The organism is Neobacillus nitrireducens, from assembly GCF_030915405.1.
GTDB lineage: Bacteria > Bacillota > Bacilli > Bacillales > Cytobacillaceae > Neobacillus.
Window position 1 is genome coordinate 4,531,644 of the sequence record NZ_CP133262.1, and the last position, 16,599, is coordinate 4,548,242.

Annotated in this window: 15 protein-coding genes, 1 other RNA gene and 1 other annotated feature; of the genes, 14 read left to right on the forward strand and 2 right to left on the reverse strand. The window is 40.8% G+C overall.

The window, feature by feature from the left end:
• Positions 1-18 precede the first annotated feature (18 nt).
• Positions 19-1,341 (reverse strand): N-acetylmuramoyl-L-alanine amidase family protein, encoded by a 1,323-nt coding sequence (locus RCG22_RS22010; protein ID WP_308104718.1) that lies wholly within the window; start codon positions 1,339-1,341, stop codon positions 19-21.
• 164 nt (positions 1,342-1,505) lie between these two features.
• Between RCG22_RS22010 and RCG22_RS22015 the strand changes: the two genes are divergently transcribed.
• The 7 genes from RCG22_RS22015 (at position 1,506) to RCG22_RS22045 (ending at position 8,389) form a co-directional block, all read left to right on the forward strand.
• A complete protein-coding gene (locus tag RCG22_RS22015) occupies positions 1,506-1,682 on the forward strand; it encodes a hypothetical protein (RefSeq protein ID WP_168245176.1) in 177 nt (58 codons plus the stop codon).
• Between the two features lie 61 nt (positions 1,683-1,743).
• Positions 1,744-1,985, forward strand: a binding site (T-box leader).
• Positions 1,986-2,109: 124 nt separating this feature from the next.
• A complete protein-coding gene (gene hisS / locus RCG22_RS22020) occupies positions 2,110-3,381 on the forward strand; it encodes a histidine--tRNA ligase (protein WP_308104719.1) in 1,272 nt (423 codons plus the stop codon).
• 14 nt (positions 3,382-3,395) lie between these two features.
• Positions 3,396-5,165, forward strand: coding sequence for an aspartate--tRNA ligase (aspS, locus tag RCG22_RS22025; protein WP_308104720.1), 1,770 nt, complete (start codon positions 3,396-3,398; stop codon positions 5,163-5,165).
• A gap of 66 nt (positions 5,166-5,231) precedes the next feature.
• A non-coding RNA gene (ssrS, locus tag RCG22_RS22030) (6S RNA) lies at positions 5,232-5,429 on the forward strand.
• Between the two features lie 159 nt (positions 5,430-5,588).
• Positions 5,589-6,356, forward strand: a complete 768-nt coding sequence (locus tag RCG22_RS22035) for a tRNA threonylcarbamoyladenosine dehydratase (RefSeq protein ID WP_308104721.1) — start codon at positions 5,589-5,591, stop codon at positions 6,354-6,356.
• Between the two features lie 166 nt (positions 6,357-6,522).
• Positions 6,523-7,452, forward strand: a complete 930-nt coding sequence (locus RCG22_RS22040; RefSeq protein ID WP_308104722.1) for an ABC transporter ATP-binding protein — start codon at positions 6,523-6,525, stop codon at positions 7,450-7,452.
• Positions 7,445-8,389: an ABC transporter permease gene (locus RCG22_RS22045; RefSeq protein ID WP_308104723.1), complete on the forward strand. Its 945-nt coding sequence runs from the start codon at positions 7,445-7,447 to the stop codon at positions 8,387-8,389. The genes RCG22_RS22040 and RCG22_RS22045 overlap by 8 nt, the downstream gene beginning before the upstream one ends.
• 54 nt (positions 8,390-8,443) lie before the next feature.
• Here the strand turns inward: RCG22_RS22045 and RCG22_RS22050 are convergent, their stop codons facing one another.
• Positions 8,444-9,715 (reverse strand): replication-associated recombination protein A, encoded by a 1,272-nt coding sequence (locus RCG22_RS22050; RefSeq protein ID WP_308104724.1) that lies wholly within the window; start codon positions 9,713-9,715, stop codon positions 8,444-8,446.
• 163 nt (positions 9,716-9,878) lie between these two features.
• Between RCG22_RS22050 and cymR the strand changes: the two genes are divergently transcribed.
• From cymR to RCG22_RS22085, 7 genes are all read left to right on the forward strand, one after another.
• Positions 9,879-10,298 (forward strand): cysteine metabolism transcriptional regulator CymR, encoded by a 420-nt coding sequence (gene cymR / locus RCG22_RS22055; RefSeq protein WP_098259630.1) that lies wholly within the window; start codon positions 9,879-9,881, stop codon positions 10,296-10,298.
• Between the two features lie 45 nt (positions 10,299-10,343).
• Positions 10,344-11,486, forward strand: a complete 1,143-nt coding sequence (locus RCG22_RS22060; RefSeq protein ID WP_308104725.1) for a cysteine desulfurase family protein — start codon at positions 10,344-10,346, stop codon at positions 11,484-11,486.
• 40 nt (positions 11,487-11,526) lie between these two features.
• A complete protein-coding gene (gene mnmA / locus RCG22_RS22065) occupies positions 11,527-12,645 on the forward strand; it encodes a tRNA 2-thiouridine(34) synthase MnmA (protein ID WP_308104726.1) in 1,119 nt (372 codons plus the stop codon).
• A gap of 101 nt (positions 12,646-12,746) precedes the next feature.
• Entirely contained in the window at positions 12,747-13,400 is a 654-nt protein-coding gene (locus RCG22_RS22070) for a tetratricopeptide repeat protein (RefSeq protein ID WP_308104727.1), read from the forward strand.
• A 33-nt stretch (positions 13,401-13,433) separates the two neighbouring features.
• Positions 13,434-15,881 carry an SF1B family DNA helicase RecD2 gene (gene recD2, locus RCG22_RS22075; RefSeq protein ID WP_308104728.1) on the forward strand — a complete coding sequence of 816 codons (2,448 nt, stop codon included), beginning with the start codon at positions 13,434-13,436 and terminating at the stop codon, positions 15,879-15,881.
• Between the two features lie 33 nt (positions 15,882-15,914).
• On the forward strand, positions 15,915-16,391 hold the full coding sequence (locus RCG22_RS22080) for a PRC-barrel domain-containing protein (protein ID WP_066257797.1): 477 nt from the start codon (positions 15,915-15,917) through the stop codon (positions 16,389-16,391).
• Between the two features lie 11 nt (positions 16,392-16,402).
• Positions 16,403-16,594, forward strand: a complete 192-nt coding sequence (locus tag RCG22_RS22085; RefSeq protein ID WP_098259624.1) for a hypothetical protein — start codon at positions 16,403-16,405, stop codon at positions 16,592-16,594.
• Positions 16,595-16,599: the final 5 nt, after the last annotated feature.

Here is a 16,599-nt window from a genome sequence, read left to right on the forward strand (position 1 = left end):
AAGCCTTTTTTATGCTTTTTAGTTGTTTTCTTTAAAGTATCGAGCGAGTCCGTCGTACATACCCAAAGCTGCATTTTCTTGGAATTCACTTGACTTTAACGTCATTTCTTCTTCCGGGTTACTTAAATAGCCAAGCTCGATAAGAACGGCTTTTTGACTATTTTCACGAATCACATGGAAATCTCCAAAACGTACCCCACGGCTTTTCAATTTCGTTTGGCCAATTGTGGAGGCAAAAATAGATTCAGCGAGCGCCTTTTGATAGGGATAATAGTAAAACCCTGTCATCCCGCGAACACTGCGGTCTAAATTACTATCGTAATGAAGGCTGATAAAAGCATCCGCATTGTTATTACGTGCCATGTTCACTCGGGCGGGAAGCTGCAAGTAGGAATCATTTTTTCTCGTTACGTAGACCTTGGCTCCAGCCACTTTTAATTTATCAAACAGGAGCTGGCTTGTCCTAAGTGTTAGTTCTTTTTCGAATGTTCCGCTAACACCCGTAGCCCCTTTGTCCTCTCCGCCATGCCCCGGATCGAGAACAATCGTTTTATTTTTAAGATATTCTTCGGCACCAGGCCTCTTAATCTGTGGGTTTGTTCCGTTAATAGAAACAAGCCAGCCAGCCACATAACCTAATTTTCCATTGTTTAGTTTTATCTCATACCAGTCATTGATTACAGTATTAACGTGAAATTTACCGCCTTTATTTGCACGCACGACGACTGCCGATTGCACGTTTGGTCCTTTTCGGATATTTGTCCCCGTATGGATGATTGTAATCATACGTTCCTTCTCAGCTTGTCCTACTTGGGACTTCACTGTTTTTATTTCAAGAAACCATCCGGCAACCCATCCGAAACTACCAGTCTTGTATTCTATTTTTGCCCAATTATTCTGCTCATCTACAATCGTAAAACTTTGCCCCATAGAAACTGAACCAAGCAGGGTAGTATTTAATGAGGCACCTGACCTTACACTAAGGCTGTTAGCCGTAACCGTTCCAGTCATGCTGCTTTTCTTTTTTAGAGTCGAGTCCGGCATGGCACTTGACGATTGGCTGTCAATAAACTCAGAACTAACCCATCCTCTTAAGTTAGCAAAGCCGACCTCTAACCAATTATTTTGCTTAGAAAATATGATTACACTAGTGCCATGGGTTAGTTTCCCGATTACTGGGCTTGATGTAGAGGGTTCCTGCCTGATGTTTAAGGTATCTCCGTTGACGATACCTGTGCTTATGGATATAGATTCGGTCGCTGCAACGCTTTTTCCTTGAGGCAGGAAAGCACTAAAAATTAGAATAATAGATAAAAGCAATAAACTAGATCTATTGAGCATAACACCCTCCTTTACCTATTTAATTTTAGCTTATTAAAAGCTGAAAATCATTCCCAAATTGCTAATATTGACCATTTTAAAGAGAAATCTTAACCTGTATGCAAGATTTTCGCAATGGATGGAAATAATATTAGTAATTGAAGAAAAGGCAGAGGTGATTAGAAATGAGAGCAAGTGAAAAAGGAATGAACATCCAGTCAATGGATGGACGACTTTTCGGAGTTGATTTTCATGATTTTATTCAAAAGGAACAGCATGCGACCTCGTTTGAACTTGCATCAGAATTTGGTTTAACAATTGGGGATGTCAGAAAGTTAAAGAAACATTTAGAAAGATCATAAATCGCTATTGACATTACCAGCGATGCTCCGTAATATTAATAAAATAAAATGACAAATTGTGATATAACCAATGATGGAGAATAGTAATTAAGCGCAGTCATGAAAAGAGAGGAAATGCCCTAGGCTGAAAGCATTTCTACATGAATCTTAATGAAGGAACACTCCGTAGGCTTCTCTCTGAAAAAGGATCAACTCTAGTAGGAGAAGAACGTAGCAGGCGTTAACTGTTAAAGAGGAAGTGCATGAAATCTATGCCTTCAACTAGGGTGGCACCGCGGGATTATTATAACTCCCGTCCCTTGTATTCATACAAGGGACGGGAGTTTTTTGTTTTTTTACGAAAAACTCCAGCGTCCACTAGCTGCGAGACGCTGGTGCTAGACAGTGTCCTTACATAACAGAATAAAAAATAAGGAGGTTTTCCACTATGTCCATAAGCATTCCACGAGGAACGCAAGACATTTTACCTGGAGAGGTAGAAAAGTGGCAAATGATTGAAGCAAAAGCGCGTGAACTTTGTGAGAAATATCAATATAAAGAGATTCGCACCCCAATTTTTGAACATACCGATCTTTTTTCAAGAGGCGTTGGCGATAGCACCGATATTGTTCAGAAGGAAATGTACACATTTGAAGACAGAGGGAAAAGAAGTCTCACCCTTAGACCAGAAGGAACAGCAGCGGTGGTTCGCTCCTATGTCGAGAAAAAAATGTTCGGCCTGCCTAACCAGCCTGTAAAGCTTTACTATATGGGACCCATGTTCAGATATGAACGCCCACAGGCTGGACGTTTTCGCCAGTTTGTCCAGTTTGGAATTGAAGCATTAGGCAGCAATGACCCTGCTATTGATGCAGAAGTAATTTCACTCGCAATGAACTTATACAAAGAAATGGGCTTAAAAAAGCTGAAGCTGATCATTAATAGTTTGGGTGATAAGGAAAGCCGGAACGCCCACCGTGAAGCGTTAGTAAATCACTTCAAACCAAGAATCGGAGAATTTTGCCATGATTGTCAAAATCGTCTCGAAAAAAATCCGCTCCGCATTCTAGATTGTAAAGTGGACCGTGAACATGAATTAATGAAAACAGCGCCATCTATTCTAGAGTTTCTAAATGATTTCTCCAAAAATTATTTTGAAAAATTACAGCGCTATTTAACTCAGCTTGATATTCCTTTTGAAGTAGATGCGAACTTAGTGCGTGGATTGGATTATTATAACCACACAGCATTTGAAATTATGAGTAATGCGGAAGGCTTTGGGGCAATTACCACGCTTTGTGGCGGGGGCCGTTATAATGGTCTATCAGAAGAAATTGGTGGTCCCGAAGCGCCTGGTATCGGCTTTGCTTTAAGTATTGAACGTTTTATTGCAGCCCTTAATGCAGAAGGAATTGAGCTCGAAATTAACGAAAGCATCGATTGCTATTTAGCTGCACTCGGTGAAGCTGCTAAGGATTACACTGTCGGCCTGTTGCAGCAGCTGCGCCGGGCTGGATTTTCAGCAGAGCGTGATTATTTGGACCGTAAAATTAAAGCTCAATTTAAAGCCGCGGATCGTTTAAAAGCGAAGTATGTTGCTGTACTAGGCGATGAAGAGCTCAAAAATAATAAAATCAATGTAAAAAATATGGCTACAGGTGAGCAAGTAGAAATTGATTTAGCAACTTTTATTAAACAATTCCAAGAGTTGCAGGAATAAGGGGAGGAAATTTTATGTTTGGCAGATCATATTTTTGTGGGGATGTTCCTGAATCGGCAGTTGGCGAAAAGGTCACCTTGAAAGGCTGGGTCCAAAAAAGACGTGACCTGGGCGGATTAATTTTTATCGATTTACGCGACCGTTCTGGGATTGTTCAGGTAGTCTTTAATCCTGATTTATCGAAGGAAGCTTTGCAAATTGCTGAAAAAATCCGTAATGAGTTTGTTTTAGATATAGTTGGTACGGTGGTAGCCCGCGACGCATCAACCTTCAACGAGAATTTGAAAACTGGAAAAATTGAAGTCCATGCAGATAAAGTAACAATCATTAATGAAGCGAAGACACCGCCATTTTTGATTTCTGACAAAACAGATGCATCCGAAGATATCCGCTTAAAATACCGGTATCTAGATTTCCGTCGCCCAGTTATTTTTGAAACCTTAAAAATGCGTCATCAGGTTACAAAGCAAATTAGGGATTACCTTGACAGTGAAGGCTTTTTAGATATTGAGACACCTATTTTAACAAAAAGTACTCCAGAGGGTGCACGTGATTATTTAGTTCCAAGTCGTGTTCATCCCGGTGAGTTTTATGCCCTGCCACAATCACCGCAGCTTTTTAAACAATTGCTTATGGTGGGCGGGATTGAACGTTATTACCAAATTGCACGCTGCTTCCGCGATGAAGACTTACGTGCTGACCGTCAGCCGGAATTTACCCAAATCGATATTGAAACAAGCTTCTTGAGCCAAGAAGATATCATGGGCATGATGGAAACAATGATGACGAAGTTAATGAAAGAAGTAAAAGGAGTAAATCTGCCAGCTGCCTTCCCACGCATGACCTATGACGAAGCAATGAGCCGGTTTGGATCGGATAAACCGGATACTCGTTTCGGATTAGAGCTTGTCGATCTTTCAGAAATCGTCAAGGACTCAGGTTTTAAAGTGTTCGCTTCGGCAGTGGCAAATGGCGGACAGGTTAAAGCAATTAATGTTAAAGGTGCAGCTGACAACTACTCACGTAAAGATATCGATGCCTTAACGGAGTTCGTTGCTGTTTATGGAGCAAAAGGACTTGCTTGGCTTAAAGTGGACACTGAAGGGCTAAAGGGGCCGATTGCAAAATTCTTCTCTGAAGAAGACACAAAAGCACTTTTGAGTACGCTTGAAGCTTCTGCAGGAGATTTGCTTCTGTTTGTTGCCGATAAGAAAAAGGTTGTTGCCGATGCATTAGGTGCCCTTCGTCAAAAGCTAGCGAGAGAGTTGGATCTCATTGATCCAAGCCTGTTCAATTTCTTATGGGTGACAGACTGGCCGCTCCTTGAGTACGATGAAGAGGAAGGCCGCTATTATGCCGCCCATCATCCGTTTACGATGCCGTTTAGAGAAGATCTAGAGTATTTAGATACAGATCCATCAAAAGTACGTGCCCAGGCTTATGACATTGTCTTAAATGGTTATGAGTTAGGTGGGGGATCACTTCGGATTTTTGAACGTGATATCCAGGAAAAGATGTTCAGCATACTTGGATTTACACCTGAAGAAGCAAGGGAGCAATTTGGGTTCTTGTTAAATGCGTTTGAATATGGAACACCGCCGCATGGTGGAATTGCCCTTGGCCTTGACCGATTAGTTATGCTTCTTGCCGGCAGCACAAATCTAAGAGATACGATTGCTTTTCCAAAAACCGCAAGTGCGAGCTGCTTGTTAACGAACGCTCCAGGTGAAGTTTCTGAGGCTCAATTGAAGGAATTAAATTTGTCACTAAATGTTAAAAAATAACGGGAATTCGCTTTCATGAATCCTTGAATCCAGCTTTTTAATATGCTATTATAAAAGCATCAAAGAAGAGTCCTGAAATGTTCGTTACGTTGCCTGAAGTTTTGACCGAACATTATTTATTGGGAGTCCAGAGTTTTCTGATTGCGTATATGCCTCACCCTTTTCGGGGAAGGGGACTTACAATTTCAGGAACAGGACACCCCCCTGCGAAAGTGGCGGGATCAAAACTAAGGAATTAAGAGTGACGGCATAATTGGGACTCTTTCTATTTGCTTAAAATCAACCTCCTGAACCTTGCGGGAGGTTTTGTTTTGCTTCCCATCTTAATTATTCCTATCAAGATACTTGTTTTTAATGGAGTGTATGATATATTTTTAATCGGGAAAAAGAAATGTAACGAATTTAATAATTGGAGTGAACATAATGCTGCATCAATTTTCACGTAATGAACTTGCCATCGGTAAAGAAGGCCTTGAGATAATGAAAAATAGCACGGTTGCTGTTTTAGGAATCGGCGGCGTTGGTTCCTTTGCTGCTGAAGCATTGGCCCGTTCTGGAGTTGGCCGTTTAATATTAATAGATAAAGACGATGTGGATATTACCAACATCAACCGCCAGCTGATTGCACTGCTTTCGACTGTCGGAAGACCAAAGGTAGAGATTATGGAGGAGCGGATTAGAGATATTAATCCAGACTGCGAAGTCATCTCATTGAAGATGTTTTATACGGAAGAGACCTATGAACAGATTTTTAGCCATAATTTGGATTTTGTCGTTGATGCTTCGGATACGATTGTTTATAAAATCCATTTAATGAAGGAATGCTTAAAGAGGAATATCCCAATTATTTCAAGTATGGGAGCAGCCAATAAAATGGACCCAACCCGCTTTAAGATTGCCGATATTTCAAAAACACATACGGATCCAATCGCGAAGGTCATTCGGACGAAGCTGCGCAAGGAAAGAATCCATAAAGGAATTCCAGTTGTATTTTCGGATGAAAGCCCAATTGTCATTCGTGAAGATATTAAAAAAGAAGTAGGAAATGAAAATGCTCCCATCCGCAAAGCACAGATGCCGCCAGCATCCAATGCCTTCGTACCATCCGCTGCTGGTCTAATCATGGCAAGCTATGTATGTAGTCAATTATTAAGCAGCATCAAAATCCAACGCGTATCGGATGAGAAATAAAATGTTGAGTGGCCCTAAACTTTTATTAGTTTAGGGTTTTTTTACTACTTGCCGAATAATTAGTTTTCCTTTTTTTAGAACAATGTATTTCGTGGCTATAATAGTTAAGGAAAAATTTTCTACAATAAGATAAACTAAGTGAGGATACATAGAGAGGGGAGAGAGCTTGGAAACTATCGTTGAGTTAAAAAATGTTACGAAAGTGATTAAAGGAAGAACCATTATAGATAATATTAGCTTTCAAGTGAACAAAGGCGAGGTCTTTGGTTTCTTAGGACCGAATGGGGCAGGGAAAACAACAACAATTCGAATGATCGTCGGTTTGATGGCTATCACATCAGGAGATATTACGGTCGGCGGTGCAAGTATTAAAAGTGATTTTGAGAGTGCTGTGCGTCATATCGGTGCGATTGTTGAAAATCCGGAAATGTATAAATTTCTGACAGGCTATCAAAACCTAGTCCATTATGCAAGAATGGCAAAAGGGATTTCTAAGGAGAAGATTGCAGAAACCGTGGAACTTGTCGGATTAACGGACCGCATAAACGACAAGGTCAAAACCTACTCCCTTGGGATGAGGCAAAGATTAGGGTTAGCCCAGTGTCTTTTGCATGACCCACAGATATTAATTCTTGACGAACCGACGAATGGTTTGGACCCTGCTGGAATTAGGGAAATTCGCGACTATGTCCGCCTCTTGGCCCGTGAGAAAAATCTGGCCGTGATTGTATCCAGCCACTTGCTTTCAGAAATGGAAATGATGTGTGACCGGATAGGGATTATTCAAAATGGACGCTTGATTGATGTGCAGCTTGTCCATGAACTTGTCCATGGTGAAACTAAAATGACCTATGAAATGGAAATAGTTCCAAGTGATAAGGCTTTGGCGCTTATGGAGAGCCACTATCCCAATGTTCGAGCACACCGTTCAAGGAATGGAATAACTGTTGAGTTACCAAAAGAAGAAATTCCGAATTTGGTAAAAATATTTATTACAGAGGATATTCAAGTTTTTGCCATCAAGGAAGTAGCCAAAACGTTAGAAGATCGCTTCCTCGAACTGACGACTGAAAAGGGGGCGCCAAGTCGTGGTTAATTTAATTAAAAATGAATGGATGAAAATTTTTAAACGCCCTGGTACTTATGTGATGATTGCGATACTGATTGTGATAATATCGATTTTTGGTATTTTTCAGAAATACCAGGAACGAGAATTCAAACTTGATAAAAATTGGGAACAAACTTTACACCAGGAAAATGAAGCATTAAAGAAACAAATGGAGCAAAGCAAATCAAAGCTTGAGAAGCAATACTACAAGGAAGAAATTGCGATAAATGACTACCGAATAGTGCACCATCTCCCTTTTAATGAAAAATATAATGTCTGGTCGTTTGTAAAAGATGCGTCACAACTGATTATCTTGGCAGGATTATTTACAATAATCATCTCGGCAGGAATTGTTGCCAGTGAATTCAACTGGGGTACCATCAAGCTGTTATTAATCCGGCCGATCAATCGAAGCAAAATATTAGCATCCAAATATCTTACTGTTTTGCTATTTGCGTTGTTGATGTTGGCGATTCTGTTTGCTTTCTCAGCTATTCTTGGTGCCTTCCTGTTTGGAACGCCAGATCATCCAGTGCCTTATTTGAAATATGCCAATGGGCAGGTAACCGAACAAAATATCATTGTGTATCTAATGACTTATTATGGGCTTAGTTCCATTGACACAATCATGCTTGCGACGATGGCGTTTATGATATCATCGGTTTTCCGGAGTAGTTCTCTAGCAATTGGCTTATCCTTATTTTTATTATTCACTGGGGCTCAATTTACGTTGTTGCTTTCGATAAAATTTAGCTGGGCTAAATACATCTTGTTTGCCAACACCGATCTCATGCAATATGTGGACGGCACACCCATGATGGAAGGAATGTCGATGTCATTTTCGGTCATCATGCTCCTCGTTTATTTTGTCATCTTCCAATTGTTAGCCTTCCTAGTCTTCAAGAAAAGAGACGTGGCCGCTTAACTAGAGAAAAGGGTGTCAGGCACCATGTGAATTTTTCACATGATGCCTGACACCCTATTTTTTTCTGGTTAACTTCTCGTATACGATGGCGAGTGCCTGTTCGAACTTTCCGGTTTTCTTTGGTTGGTAGTATTGTTTGTGTTTTAACTTGTTTGGCAAGTACTGTTGCGGGACCCAGCCGTTTTCATAATCATGCGGGTACTTGTAATCTATCCCTCTGCCCAGCTCCTTTGCTCCTTTGTAATGGGCATCCTTTAGATGGTCCGGGACCTCACCGACGATGCCTTTTTGGATGTCTTCAAGCGCGGCCTGAATGGCAAGAACAGCTGAATTGGATTTTGGTGATAAGCACAGTTCAATGACAGCATTCGCAAGGGGAATCCTTGCTTCCGGAAAACCAATTCTTTCGGCCGTTTCAATCGCTGCTAAAGTGCGTGCACCCGCTTGCGGGTTAGCTAATCCGACATCTTCGTAGGCGATAACAATTAATCTGCGGCTGATACTCGGCAGGTCACCTGCCTCGATTAAACGGCCCAGATAATGGAGAGCGGCATTGACATCACTGCCGCGAATCGATTTCTGAAAGGCTGACAAAACATCATAATGCCCATCCCCATCTTTATCGGCAACAAGGCTCTTCTTTTGCAGACATTCTTCTGCTGTTTCAACATCGATATGTATAGTTCCATCTATATCTTTATCCGTGGAAAGGACCGCTAATTCCAGTGCATTCAAAGAGCTCCTTACATCCCCATTCGAACCTTGTGAAAAATGCATTAACGCTTCATCATCCATCTCAACCTTTACTTTGCCAAAACCGCGTTCGTCATCTTTGAGGGCACGAATTAACGCCTGTTTTACTTCCTCTGGGGACAAGGGCTTTAATTCGAAAATCTGACAGCGGCTCCGGATTGCAGGATTAATGGCATGATAGGGATTACTAGTCGTAGCACCGATTAATACAATCATTCCGTTTTCTAAATAAGGTAATAAAAAATCTTGCTTCGCTTTATCTAAACGATGGACTTCGTCAAGGAGCAGAATCACTTTTCCTGACATTTTTGCTTCAGCAGCAACAATTTCCATATCCTTTTTATTATTCGTTACCGCATTTAGTGTTCGAAAGGCATACTTTGTGCTGCCGGCAATCGCACTGGCAATGGATGTTTTACCAATACCCGGGGGTCCATATAAAATCATAGAGGTCAGCTGTTTGGCCTTCACCATTCTTGAAATAATTTTCCCATCACCGACCAGATGCTCTTGGCCGACAACTTCTTCAATCGTTCGAGGCCGCATCCGAAATGCTAAAGGCTTTTGCTGCATTTGACATCTCTCCAAAAAGGTTTTTCTAATAGAAATTTAGCTCATATAGCTTAACATTATCATTTTTCCTTGAAAAAGCATATGAAAGAAGAATATGATATACTTTTAATGCCTATTAAATTACTAAGGATTTTTTAATATAGATACGAATAGAGGGTGCGATATGAAAATTTCAACAAAGGGTCGCTATGGTTTAACGATCATGATTGAACTTGCTAAGAAACAGGGCGAAGGGCCGATTTCATTAAAAACGATTGCGCAAGCAAATGATTTATCGGAACATTATTTAGAACAATTAATTGCCCCATTACGGAATGCTGGCCTTGTGAAAAGCATTAGGGGTGCCTATGGCGGCTATATCTTAACAAACATTCCATCAAAAATTACTGCTGGGGATGTCATTCGTGTCCTAGAAGGACCAATCACGCCTGTTGAAGGGATTGAAGATGAAGAACCTGCCAAACGGGAGCTGTGGATTCGAATTCGTGATGCTATTAGAAACGTTTTGGATAACACGACGTTAGAAGATTTAGCAAATCATAGTAATGATGAAGAACCGGATGGTTATATGTTTTATATTTAGGGTAAAAAGTAACATTGTAGAATTATTTTGATAGAAGGTGTAAATGTGGAACGAATTTATCTCGACCATGCTGCTACATCTCCCATGCATCCAAGGGTTATTGAAAAAATGCTCGAGGCGATGAACTTGACGTTCGGAAATCCCTCAAGTATTCATTCCTTTGGCAGGGAAGCACGACAACAAATTGATTTAGCGCGCTCGGTGTTAGCAAACAGCATTGGTGCAAAGGATAACGAGATTATTTTTACAAGTGGGGGAACCGAAGCAGATAATATGGCGTTGTTTGGGGTTGCGGAAACCTATCAGCATAATGGCAGACATATTATTACCTCCGATGTGGAGCATCATGCAGTTCTCCACGCTTGCAAGAAGTTAGAAAAAGTGGGCTTTGAGGTCACTTATTTACCTGTAGATGAAACAGGGCGAATATCACTGGCTGAACTTCGTGCTGCCTTAAGGGATGATACCATTTTGGTGTCGATCATGTATGGGAATAACGAAGTAGGCACACTTCAGCCTATACTTGAGATTGGACAGTTATTAAAAGATCATCAAGCAAAGTTCCATACGGATGCCGTACAGGCTTACGGGGTTGAAAACATTGATGTTAATGAAAGTCTGATCGATTTATTATCCGTCTCTGCCCACAAAATCAATGGTCCAAAAGGAACAGGTTTTCTTTATGCCAGGTCAAATGTAAAACTGGCTCCGCGTTCCTTCGGCGGTGAGCAAGAAAGAAAAAGACGTGCTGGAACCGAAAATATTGGCGCGATTGTTGGATTCCATGAAGCGGTTGTAATTGCACATGAAGGTCGGGAAGCTAAGCGAACAAAATTCTTTGATTTGAAAAAAAGCATGATGGAAAAGCTCCGTGAATTAGATGTAGAATTTAACATAAACGGAATGCTTGAATATTCATTGCCACATGTATTAAACTTAAGTTTTCCCGGGACAAGTGTGGAAGCAATGCTGGTCAACCTGGATTTAGCGGGAATTGCTGTTTCGAGTGGTTCGGCATGCACAGCGGGCTCAATTGAACCCTCCCACGTGCTTGTTGCTATGTTTGGTAAACGCTCAGAACGATTAACTAATTCGATTCGTTTCAGTTTTGGTTTTAATACGACAACTGAGGAAGTTATTAGGGCGGCTGAGGAAACAGCTCGAGTTGTTTCCCGTCTCAAAAAATAGATCGGCGATGATTTTTGCAACAAAAGAGAGGTGAAATTCAATGGAGAGAAAAGATCCAAAAAATACAAGGGTTGTTGTCGGAATGTCTGGGGGAGTAGATTCTTCTGTGGCAGCACTTTTATTAAAGCAGCAAGGCTACGATGTCATCGGCATTTTTATGAAAAACTGGGATGACACAGACGATACCGGTTTTTGTACGGCAACAGAAGACTATGAGGATGTCATTCGTGTTTGCAATCAAATCGGCATTCCATATTATGCTGTAAATTTTGAAAAACAATATTGGGACAAGGTATTTACCTATTTCCTTGAAGAGTATAAAGCAGGACGGACACCTAATCCGGATGTTATGTGTAATAAGGAAATTAAATTTAAAGCGTTCCTCGAACATGCAATGAATTTAGGTGCGGACTATTTGGCAACAGGTCATTATGCTCAAGTTGAATATCGTGATGGAGAATATAAAATGCTTCGCGGACTTGACGATAATAAGGACCAAACGTATTTCTTGAACCAGTTGTCGCAGGAACAGCTTAGTAAAGTGATGTTCCCGATTGGGAATCTTGAGAAACCAAAAGTGCGGGAAATTGCCAAAGAAGCAAATCTTGCCACGGCTGCAAAGAAAGACAGCACGGGGATTTGTTTTATCGGAGAACGAAATTTTAAAGATTTCTTGGGTCAATATTTGCCGGCCCAGCCTGGGAATATGGAGACGTTCGATGGTGAAGTTAAAGGCAGCCACGAAGGGCTGATGTATCATACGATTGGCCAGCGTCATGGACTAGGGATTGGTGGTTCGGGTGAACCATGGTTTGCTATCGGTAAGGACTTAGAAAGAAATGTTCTTTATGTAGGCCAAGGTTTTCATCATGAAAAATTATATTCAGACTCCCTTACCGCGGTGGACGTTAGCTGGGTTTCAGACCGGGAAAAGCCAGCTGAATTCAAATGTACCGCAAAATTCCGTTATCGTCAGGATGACAATAAAGTGACTGTTCGATTGTTGGAGGATGCTCAAGTGGAAGTTATTTTCGATGAACCCATTCGTGCCATCACACCAGGACAAGCCGTTGTTTTTTACAATGGCGATGAATGTCTCGGCGGAGGAACTATCGATAAAGTTTTTAAAAATGGTGAACGATTAACGTATGTTGGATAAGTAGTCAACCTGATTCCTAAAAAGGGAGTCAGGTTTTTTTGTGGAAGGTTATTTTTAAATAAAATATGATATACTTTCACTTAGGATTGGAGCTGAAATAAATGGATAAAAACCAATTAGGTGTGCAATACATGCAGGATGGCAACCTAGAAGAGGCTGCGAAGGCCTTTAATGAAGCCATTCAAGAAAACCCCAACGACCCTGTTGCCTATATTAATTTCGGTAATGTTCTTTCTGCGGTCGGAGACGACGAAAAGGCGCTTAATTTTTATCAAAAAGCAATTGAAATAGATGAAAACGCTGCGGCGGCTTATTATAGTATTGGAACCTTGTTATTTAGTAAGGACCTTTTCAATGAAGCTAAGAATATGTTTAAGACAGCTATGAAAAAGGGTCTGCAATCAAGTGACAATTACTTCATGTTGGGACTGACTCTTGTTCAGTTGAACCAAGGGAAATTTGCGCTTCCATATTTACAAAGATGCGTCGAATTAAATGAAGCGGATGCGGAAGCACGGTTTCAGTATGGATTATGTCTTGCCCAGTTAGAATTAATCGCTGAAGCAATGATTCAATTTGAAAAATGTATCGAGCTGGACCCAGAACATTCGGATGCCTATTATAATTTAGGTGTTACTTATGCTTTCCAAGAAAATGCAGCGAAGGCAATCGAAATGTTCAATAAAGCACTCGAAATTCAACCTGACCATTTACTTGCAGGTCACGCAAAAAACTTATTAGAAAGTAATCAATAACTATTCTTACTTTTTTAGAAGGGAGGGAGTTAAATGGAAAAGCAAGATACATTGGATTTATTTGAAGAACAAGGAAAATTCGTAAAGGGTAGGCCAATTGTAACTATTTTTCACAATGAACAAAACCTTTACACGGTTTTACGAATAAGAGTCGATGAAACCAATCATTCCTATGAGGATAAAGAAGCAGTGGTCACTGGTTATTTTCCGAAAATACATGAACAAGAGACCTATATTTTTTTCGGGGAATTTAAGGATCATCCAAAGTTCGGTCTTCAATTTCACACCAATCATTTCCGGAAGGACATGCCCCAAACAAAACAAGGGGTTATCAACTATTTGTCTGGGGAAATGTTTAAAGGGATTGGGAAAAAGACGGCTGAAAACATTGTCGAAACCTTAGGTGAAGATGCCATTTCTAAAATTCTCAGTCAGCCGTCATTGCTTGACACCATTCCAAAGCTCCCTCCTGAAAAAGCAAAATCACTTTATGATACCTTGATGGAGCATCAAGGACTTGAGCAAGTGATGGTTGCCTTAAACCAATATGGATTTGGACCGCAGATTTCGATGCGGATTTATCAGGCCTATAAAGACGAAACGCTCGGAATATTACAGAAAAATCCCTATCAATTGGTAGAGGATATCGAAGGAATTGGTTTTGGCCGGGCCGATGAACTTGGCTACCAGCTCGGTATTTCAGGAAACCATCCTGACCGGATCAAAGCAGCCTGTCTTTACATACTTGAGAACGAAAGCATCCAAAATGGCCATGTTTACATCCATGCAGAGGACTTATTGGAGCAAGTAAAAGCACTCCTAGAAGATAACAAGCGTGATCAAATTGACTATCAAGACATATCCATTGAGGTTATTAAGCTCCAAGAAGAGGGCAAATTAATGGGTGAAGAAAAACGCGTGTACATGCCTTCATTATTTTTTGCTGAAAAGGGGCTTGTGACGAATATCCATCGCATTCTTGAGCAAACCGAATATAAAGACCAATTTCCAGAATCTGAATTTCTGTTATCGTTAGGCAGTTTAGAGGAACGGCTTGGGGTCCAATATGCACCCTCGCAGCGAGAAGCCATCCAAACCGCGTTAATGTCACCCATGTTAATCTTAACCGGTGGACCTGGGACAGGGAAAACGACGGTTATCAAAGGGATTGTTGAGCTTTATGCTGAATTGCACGGCTGTTCCTTAGAGCCAAAGGATTACCATAAAAAAGGGGAACCATTCCCATTCTTGCTTGCTGCACCAACTGGTAGAGCGGCTAAAAGAATGAGTGAATCGACGGGACTTCCGGCAGTAACCATTCATCGTCTGCTTGGATTAAATGGGCAGGAAGGATTTGACCATGATGATCGCAGCCCGCTTGAGGGGAAAATTATTATTGTCGATGAAACCTCGATGCTTGATATTTGGCTTGCCAACCAACTATTTAAGGCTCTCCCTGAAAATATTCAAGTGATTCTGGTGGGGGATGAGGATCAATTGCCGTCAGTAGGGCCAGGACAGGTGTTAAAGGATATGCTGGAATCTGAACGGATTCCAACGGTTCGCTTAACCGATATTTATCGCCAGGCAGAAGGTTCTTCGATTATTGAGCTTGCCCATGAAATCAAAAAGGGATATTTACCTACGGATATTACGATGAAGCAAGCCGACAGGTCGTTTATTAAATGTTCAACTGCGCAGGTATCCCAGGTAGTTGAAAAAGTAGCCCTTAATGCAAAGAATAAAGGGTATTCCGCTAAGGATATTCAAGTATTGGCCCCAATGTATAGAGGACCTGCCGGAATCGACCGTTTAAATGTTTTGCTGCAAGAAATATTTAATCCAAACCCTGACGGTAAGCGAAAGGAAATTGCGTTTGGTGAGGTGAAATATCGCATCGGTGATAAGGTGCTGCAGCTTGTCAACCAACCTGAAAGTAATGTCTTTAACGGAGATATTGGAGAAATTATCTCCATTATTTATGCAAAGGAAAATACCGAAAAGCAGGATATGATATATATTTCCTTTGAAGGCAATGAAGTGGAATACACTAAGCAGGACTTAAATCAAATTACGCATGCCTATTGTTGTTCCGTTCATAAATCTCAGGGCAGTGAATTTCCGATTGTTGTCCTTCCGATTACAAGAAGTTATTATCGAATGCTGCGCAGAAATTTAATTTATACGGCAATTACTAGAAGTAAACAATCGTTAATTCTGTGTGGTGAAGTCGATGCACTTAAAATGGGCGTAGAAAGAGCGGATGAACTCTCTAGGCAAACGACCCTCTGTCTCAAGCTCCATGATTCGATTGCAGCACCACCAAATGCTGAAGTAAGCCATCAGGAATCAGACGTTGTTAATCCAACGGAAAGTAAAAATCCGACCGAGGAATTATCCTACGAGGAACTATTCATACAAGAAGATCCAATGATTGGCATGGAAAACGTTTCACCTTATGATTTCATGGTAATTGACTAACACTATAAATGTTCACAGGAGGTGGGACACTCTTTGCGGACATTTTCTTTACTAAAAGGACAGCCTGTTTTTAATACAAAAAGCGGCCAAAAAATTGGTGAAGTTTGTGATTTATGTATCTCCAGCAACGGTAAGGTAAACGGCTTACTGATAAAAAAAGGCGTTTTTTTCAAACAATCCTTTTTTCTGGACATCGAAAAAGTGGCTTCCTTCGGTTTGGATGGAATAATGATTGAGGATAACGGCCATTTGGTAAAACTGAAAGATGATCCGGAATATACACTTACACATCAACATTCTCTAAATGGGATGATGATGCTATCTAAGAGTGGGGAATCACTTGGATTGTTAAAAGATGTATATTTTCAGGAAGAATTGGGCACTATTATAGGGTACGAAATCACGGATGGCTTCTTTTCGGAACTTACGGAAGGCAAACAAGTCATTCAATCCGAAAAGCCCTTAGCAATCGGAAAGGATGCCATTATCGTTGACGTAAATAATACGTGAGGTGTCTTTCCATGTTTAAGTGTCCCAATTGTCAAAGCAAGGATATCGGTAAGATTGGTATCAACCAATATTATTGTTGGAGTTGCTTTATCGAACTTTCAGTAAACAAAGGCATAATCAATACCCATCAAGTCGAAGAAGACGGGTCACTAAGTTCCTTAGATGATTTGTTTGAAGAAGAAGAGCGTCGTTACACCATTTAACATAG